This is a genomic window from Limnospira sp. (assembly GCF_051859755.1).
Taxonomy (GTDB): domain Bacteria; phylum Cyanobacteriota; class Cyanobacteriia; order Cyanobacteriales; family Microcoleaceae; genus Limnospira; species Limnospira fusiformis.
On record NZ_JBIMLI010000195.1, the window covers coordinates 1 to 6,337 of the forward strand.

General features: G+C 47.9%; 6 protein-coding genes and 1 riboswitch. All 6 genes read right to left on the bottom strand.

The window, feature by feature from the left end; genetic code table 11:
• Positions 1-181: 181 nt before the first annotated feature.
• Complete coding sequence (locus ACTIE0_RS21995) at positions 182-685, bottom strand: DsrE family protein (RefSeq protein ID WP_006623099.1); 504 nt, start codon at positions 683-685, stop codon at positions 182-184.
• Positions 686-849: 164 nt separating this feature from the next.
• Positions 850-1,848, bottom strand: coding sequence for a methyltransferase domain-containing protein (locus tag ACTIE0_RS22000; protein WP_006623101.1), 999 nt, complete (start codon positions 1,846-1,848; stop codon positions 850-852).
• A gap of 56 nt (positions 1,849-1,904) precedes the next feature.
• A complete protein-coding gene (locus ACTIE0_RS22005) occupies positions 1,905-2,453 on the bottom strand; it encodes a c-type cytochrome (protein ID WP_231296486.1) in 549 nt (182 codons plus the stop codon).
• A 52-nt stretch (positions 2,454-2,505) separates the two neighbouring features.
• Entirely contained in the window at positions 2,506-2,691 is a 186-nt protein-coding gene (locus ACTIE0_RS22010; RefSeq protein WP_006668352.1) for a hypothetical protein, read from the bottom strand.
• Between the two features lie 80 nt (positions 2,692-2,771).
• Positions 2,772-3,287 (bottom strand): hypothetical protein, encoded by a 516-nt coding sequence (locus ACTIE0_RS22015; RefSeq protein WP_006623104.1) that lies wholly within the window; start codon positions 3,285-3,287, stop codon positions 2,772-2,774.
• A 61-nt stretch (positions 3,288-3,348) separates the two neighbouring features.
• Complete coding sequence (metE, locus tag ACTIE0_RS22020) at positions 3,349-5,631, bottom strand: 5-methyltetrahydropteroyltriglutamate--homocysteine S-methyltransferase (RefSeq protein ID WP_006668353.1); 2,283 nt, start codon at positions 5,629-5,631, stop codon at positions 3,349-3,351.
• Between the two features lie 337 nt (positions 5,632-5,968).
• Positions 5,969-6,113, bottom strand: a riboswitch (cobalamin riboswitch).
• Positions 6,114-6,337: the final 224 nt, after the last annotated feature.

Genomic DNA, 6,337 nt, shown 5'->3' on the forward strand with positions numbered 1-6,337 from the left:
TTTGCGGGATACCGCCTCTGTTACCTTAACGGGTAATAGTGCTATCGTCGCATTGTCCGGGAACAACCGGAAAAATGCCGCGTAAATGTATCAGTCAGGGGAATAGTCAGATACCTGGGGAGATTTCTTCAACAGGGAATTGGCGATGACAACCAAATTCTCTGTTGAGGTCAAAAACTGACTAGAAACCAATAATTTTATCGGCTGCTAAAATCAAACTAGGGATATCCTCGTTCTCCTTTGCTAATTGAGCGCCAGTCCGTAAATTAGCAGCGGTGATTCCGGCGGCTTCGGCACAAGCAGGACAAACCATTACCTTGCCTCCGGCGGCGACAAAATCATCATACATTTGGGCTAAAGTCATCGGACTACTACCCCAGCGCAAGTCTAAGGGTTGATTTCTAGAGGCAATTCTCACCCCCTCCAAAGTCAAAACCAGCGTCACCTGAGCGCCCCGTTTTTGGAGGTTTGTGCCTAATTTCAAAGCCATGAAAGCCGCATGAAGGTCATCAGTGCCATGAGTCAGGTGCATAATAATATTTTGCCCATCACCCCTGGTTTGGGATTGTCCGACTTGGGTCTGATGTTGAGCGGCGGCGGTGCGGGAAAGGTTGACCGACGGCTCTGCCAACACTCCTAAAAGGCTAAGTGCGGCGATCGCTAAACCCAGATGCGTTTTTCTCATAAAACCTTCCTAACAATGCCATGGGAGCAGTCCTAGAAGCCAGCCATATGCTGGCACTAGGAGTTGATCAGGATTTTAGCATAATTGGCGGCGGCTCCAATCAAGAGAACGGTGTTGACTTTTCCCCTTAATTAACATTTGAAGATAGAGACTTCAAATCTTGATTATTTTGGTAACGCTTCACTGGTTTGAGTCGATACAGCCATCTCCTCAACCGGTGCAGCAGCGCGAACAGCCCGAAACATCCCAAATCGGCACAAACCCGCCCCAAAGGCTAACCGCATTAACAGGAATGTGGGGACTTCTCGCAAGGATTTAATCAATCCCGTCACCCCAAAGCGGATAATCCCCTCTGGACGGATTATCCCCTGCCAAATGGAATCTAGCCAAGAGGGTAGAGTTTCGGCGGTCCAGTCTGCGGTGGTGACTTCACCAGATACCAACCCGGTCGCCGCGAGTTCTTCCGCAAAGCCTTCAATACTAGAGAAAGCGGGATGAGCCCATTGATCCAACAGTTGCCGCATGACTACCTTTTCCCAGGCGTTCAAGGGTTTTTGGCGCGAGTCTCGTTGATTCCAGTCCGCCACCACCAGCACCCCACCGGGTTTTAACACCCGCATCATCTCCCGCGCATATTGGGCTTTATCCGGCATATGGGGTCCGGCTTCAATAGACCAAACCACGTCAAAACTGGCATCGGGGAAAGATAATGCCAAGGCATCATCTACCTGAAACCGCGCATTGAGGTCGGTTGGGGTGAGTTCCTGGGCGCGTTTGACTTGCCCTGGAGAGATAGTAATACCTGTGACGGCAAAGCCATAATCTCGCGCTAGAATGCGACTACTGCCACCGATACCACAACCGACATCCAAAACTGTTGTGCCGGTCTGAAGGCGGTCTAATCCCCCCCAACGGACCATTTCATGCACAAAGTCTTCTTTAGCTTTCAGGAAGTCTTTGGGTTGTGGCGGTGAACCATAGTGACCGAGGTGGATATGTTCCCCCCAGTAAAATTCCAGGATGCCGTCATTAGTCCAATCATCATAGGAGTTGGCAACAGAATCGGCGGATTGATATTTGCGAGGGGAAAGCAGGTAAAGTGTTAATCCTACCACAATTGCTAATAACAGCAGACTAATGGTGATTAAAAAAAGGTTGAACATGGTATAATTGTGTTATAATCTAGGATGGCGTGAACTAAAGCAACTAGGTTTCTGGGTTAAGGTTGGCGCACTCGATAAATGCTATGACAATCTAAGCACGTTTGCCTCACTTTTGTAAATGACTCGATCGCATTAATTGGATTTGGTGAATTATTAACCATAGTTTTCAGGGTTTCAAGATTAGCTTGAAAGTTGGCAATCAGTCGAGAAAAGTCATCGGGTTCTGACCAAATTAATGGCTTGGCTCCCCAGCCCTCTGCGTCAGTCATAGCGGTTCCAGGTGGGAAAACTTCGGGCATATATTCAGCTAGGGATAATAAGCTATTAATGTGGGTTAGAGTTTGATTAGCAAAAGGAGCCTCTTTTTCTAAAATCGCTTCCAGAGAACGATAATGGGCTGACAATGCTTTCATGTATTGGCGACGATAGGCGATCGCTAAATCCCTGTCTACGGCTGACAAAGAAGTATTTGGGCTGACATTGAGGGCATTATTGTTGGTTGTATCCGTCAAATAATGGGGATAAACTTTCATCAAAAACCCTCCGCCAATAACCAGTAATACAGCAATTACCAGAGTACAAATAAAGCGGATAAATTTAGTCATTAAGCTAGTCTGGAATGAGAAACTTATGGAGTTTTGTGGGCGGGGTAATAAATTATGGTTTTTCATGTCTTTGGGAGAGCGATCGCCAAATTACCAACCAACCATTTCGGAGTCGATTTATAACTTGAATTTTCCCCTTTTTAGGCGCTTTTTCAGCTTTACCCAGCGCCTCCTGTTTGACAAAAGGATGGACAGAAGCGGGAATTTTTCCAGAGCGATCCAGATAATATTTTAGCATCGTATTTATGCCATCATAAGTTGTTAATAATTGAAGGGGCGATGATATTTTCGCCCCCAAATTAGCGAGCAAGAGAATTTTCAGAAGCCATATAAATTATGGTTTCCGAGGGAATATGATTGGCGACTTGAATCCGAGCAGCCATCATCCGCAGGCTGGAATTCTTCCCAGTGTTTGCAGATTTGCTCGTAGCACTTATGCGGAGTAATTGGCAAATTTTTTAGGTAGAAGAATGTCACCTGATTCAATGACTCCAACAGAAACACTAATTCTGTGGTGGGGTTGTAGGTATCGACAGCTTCCAAAATGTGAGCATTCATAAAATGATGACGCAGAATCACTGTGTCAGGCGCAGCCAGCCACGCATTCAGAAAAGCGGCGAGACGCGATCTAGGTACATAGTGAACCTTAAAAACCTCCCCCGCCATTCCTACTGTTGGCGTATTGGTGCTACAAATCACTGCACCCCGTTCACCATTGAGATACCCCACCCAGGCGTTATAGCCTAGAGACAATAGATTTGTAGCAATAAAATCTTGCTGCCAATTCATCGGCGGATTGGGCGGTTCCTTGGTCGGGCTATCTGTTCCATTCATAAGAAATCCCAGGTGGTTTGCACAGACTCCCCCGTTAGGAAACGGGGGATTTAGACATCAGTTATTTTTCAGTCAAATTAGCTTCCTGGCGCAGAATTTTCGCCGCCTCCACCATATTTTTTAGGGAAGGAATCACCTCTTCCCAACCCCTTGTTTTCAAGCCACAATCGGGATTAACCCAAATCTGTTGTACAGGTAAATTGGCGACCCCGGTTTTTAACTGTTGCACCATCTGTTCTGTGCTGGGAACTGCTGGGCTGTGAACATCGTAAACGCCGTTCCCCACTTGATGTTTGTAGCCCGCATCAGTAATTTCAAACAGGGTTTCGTTATTGCTGCGGCTATTTTCAATGGACAACACATCCGCATCCAACCGCTCAATATGCCCAATAATATCCCCAAATTCCGAGTAACACATATGGGTATGGATTTGGGTTTCCGGTTTGGCTATAGCCGCAGACAGACGGAAAGCATCCACCGCCCAGGATAGATACTCATCCCAACGTTCTGGCTTCAGAGGCAGCCCTTCCCGCAAGGCAGGTTCATCAATTTGTACCATCTTCGCCCCCGCGGCTTCTAAGTCGGCTACTTCATCCCGCAAGGCTAAGGCAATCTGCATGGCTTGTTTACTGCGCGGAATATCGGTGCGGGTAAATGACCAGTTAATCATGGTGACCGGACCGGTTAGCATCCCTTTGACAATTTTATCGGTCAGGGATTGGGCTACCTTGAACTCTCGAACTGTCATGGGTCCGGTGCGGGCGACATCTCCATAAATAATCGGGGGACGCACGCAACGGCTGCCGTAACTTTGCACCCAACCATGTTCAGTAAAGGCAAAGCCTGATAACTGTTGCCCGAAAAATTCCACCATGTCGGTGCGCTCAAATTCCCCATGCACTAATACATCGAGTCCGGCTTCTTCTTGGAATTGGATGCACTTGGCAATTTCGGCATCGATCGCCGCTTCATATTCGGCTTGGGTAATGTCACCCCGTTTCAGTTTCACCCGCAGTTGCCGCACTTCGGAGGTTTGGGGGAAAGACCCGATGGTGGTGGTGGGGAATGGGGGCAAAACGGGCTGGCGTTCTTGACGTTGTTCATAAGGCAAAGTCCGCTCTAAATCCTGGGAGGTCAGATTTTGCAGGCGTTCTTTTACCCCCTGATTAACTGGGCTAAATTCCTGGAAGGTTTGCCATTGCCGGAGGATGACTTCCAGATACTTGTCAGGTTCTTGGGTTCCATAGGAGCGATCGGCCCAATCAGCCAGCAGTGTGATTTCTACTAACTTCTGTTCAGCAAAGCTCAAAACGGACCGCAAGGGTTCGGGGAGTTTGGTTTCTCGCTGGGCATCGTATGGCACAAATTGCAGGGAAGCAGACGGCTGAATCCGCAGGTTAGGGGTGACACGGGAAATGGCTTCCAGGGTTGACAAAACGGAGTCCGGGCGAATTTTCCATACATTGCGGGCATCGACAATTCCCGCCCCCAACTCTTTATCGTCGGGGAAACCATACTGTTGCAGTAACTCTAGGTTACGCCCACGGGTGAAGTCTAAACTAATGCCAGCGACGGGTAATTCCATCACCCAGGGGTAATTGTCTCCCAAGTCATCAAAGTAGGTGACCAGGTGAATGGGTAAGCCGACTTGGCTGAGAGATTGATAAGTTGATTGATAGAGTTGTTTAAAGTTGGCAGCATCTCCGAAGACTAAAGCAGGTTCATGGATTTGGACTTCAGCGACACCCATTTTTTGGAGTTCCTGGAGAAGCAGGAGATAGCGATCGCCTAGTTGTTTTCCCGCTTGGTCTTGATTCATCTCCAAACGACTCAGCCGCAGCAAAGTCACCGGACCCAAAACAATGGGAACAGCGCGATCGCCTAATAAGGTTTGAGCGCGATGCACGGTTTGCAGGAAATCGCTAAAGTCGGCTGGCTGTAATGTTTCGGGAATTTCTGGGACGAGGTAGTGATAGTTGGTGTCGAACCATTTGGTCATTTCCAGGGCGGCAATGCCATCCTTACCCCGCGCCATGGCAAAATAACGGTCGAGTCCGCTAAAGGATGCAAACCGTTCGGGAATGATGCCTAAGCGGATGCTCCAGTCTAAAACGTGATCGTAGAGGCTCATGTCGCCAATACCAATGCGATCGATGCCTGCTTGTCGTTGAGTTTCCCAGTTTTTGAACTCAACTTCATTCCGAGTCTGGATGAGGGTTTCTGCGTCCGATTTACCCCGCCAAAAGGCTTCTAATGCCTTTTTTAACTCGCGACTTTTACCAATACGAGGATAGCCGATAGTCGCGGTTTCCAGACGGGTTTGAGTGTATGTTTCCAAGGTCATAAATTGTCGCGTCCTAACGCTGAAAATAGTCATAGAAATCTAGTCCATCCCCGCGACAAACCAGCGGAGTGAACAATTCAAAGCAGCAGAATATCTGCCCAATTGAGTTAAGCAATACTCAGACCAGACTGATTCAAATCACCGTTAGCATGAGTGACCATCTGCCAGTCAATGTCTACATAAGGCTAGTTTTCTCAAAATGGCAATTTCAAATCAGGGCGCTACCCATGCAACGCCAGGGGAGTCGTCCTAAAAAATGAAGGCAATATTAATTGTGAAAAAGCTAAACGAACCATCATCCGTACCTCGCAGACGAAAAATAACAGTTTGGTGCATCTCCAGAGGAGACAGTTCGGCGGGCATTCTGACTTAGAGAGTTGTGTCTCTCCTCACAGCTGCGGGACAGCGCCGGATTTACGCCGGACTTTCCCCCTTACGTCTGATGGCTGCTCCCCATCAGAACCGACAATATTTAAGCATGATAACACACAAAGCGGAGATTTGACGAAATCATGGCAAAGTTACTGTAAACTGGGGGAACAACGATAGATGTCAGCAACCCGGTTTCTAGGGCTTAGGGTTTCACCAAGCGGCCAAGCCGCCCAAAGTCCATGGGAGAGCCACGGCACGAGAGCATGATTTAATCACAAATTCGGTTAATATTTTAGGGCAATACGGTATAATAAGCGAGAAGGGTTGAGGATAA